Origin of the sequence: Enorma phocaeensis, from assembly GCF_016901575.1 — a bacterium.
GTDB classification, from domain to species: Bacteria; Actinomycetota; Coriobacteriia; order Coriobacteriales; family Coriobacteriaceae; genus Limicola; species Limicola phocaeensis_A.
In genome coordinates this window covers 1-868 of the sequence record NZ_JACJKQ010000062.1, presented here as the reverse complement: position 1 = coordinate 868, position 868 = coordinate 1, and the positions used below count along the sequence as shown (strand labels likewise).

General features: G+C 69.9%; 1 protein-coding gene. It reads left to right on the top strand.

Annotated elements, in window-relative coordinates:
• Positions 1 to 144 precede the first annotated feature (144 nt).
• Positions 145 to 868 (top strand): DDE-type integrase/transposase/recombinase (locus H6A15_RS10195; RefSeq protein ID WP_204673643.1); only part of this gene is annotated, 724 nt, incomplete at its 3' end.

Genomic DNA, 868 nt, shown 5'->3' with positions numbered 1-868 from the left:
TGTTATTGCTAATCTGAGTTTCACCGTTTAGACCAACGGGTCGCGCCGAATCCGCCAACGCATCCCCGCCGATCTCGCCAACGTATTTTCACCGTTTCCGCCAACGGGCGTACGCTCGACCGTGCAGAGACACGGGAGGGCGATATGGAGAGAAACCTGATCGGGGAGATGAACATGATGAAGGAGAGCGGCGCCAAGCCGAACTTCACCGACATCGCGAGGAGGTACGGCGTCGACCGCCATACCGTCGCGAGGTACTGGAACGGGGGCGGCCCGCAGCCGCCCGACGGCCGGGAGGGCCGGGGCAGCGGGTTCGACCGCTACCGCGCCGAGATCGAGGGGAAGGCCGCCCTGCCGGGGATGACGAAGAGGGGGCTGCACGAGTTCCTGCTCGACCGGCACGCCGGCGACGAGCCGCCCGTCCCGGGCTACAACGCCTTCACCCACTACCTGCGCACGCGCGGCATCGCCGTGGGCGCCGGCTCCCCCGAGGCGCACCCCCGCTTCGAGACCGGGCCCGGCGAGCAGCTCCAGTTCGACTGGAAGGAGGACGTCGTGATGCGCGACCGCTCGGGCGCCGAGCACCGCTTCAACGTGTTCTCCGCGACGCTCGGGTACTCGAGGCGCCACCTGTACCGCAGGTCGCCGACCAGGACCCGGGACGACCTGCTGGCCTGCATGTACGACGTCGCGGTGAGGCTCGGGGGCGTCCCCGCCGAGTGGCTCACCGACAACATGTCCGCGATCGCCGCGGTCGGCGGGGACGGCAGGCGGGCGCGCGACCCGCGCGTCGAGCGCTTCTCCCGCGAGGCCGGCTTCCGCATCGTGCTCTGCGCGCCGAGGACGCCCCAGACCAAGGGCAAGGTGG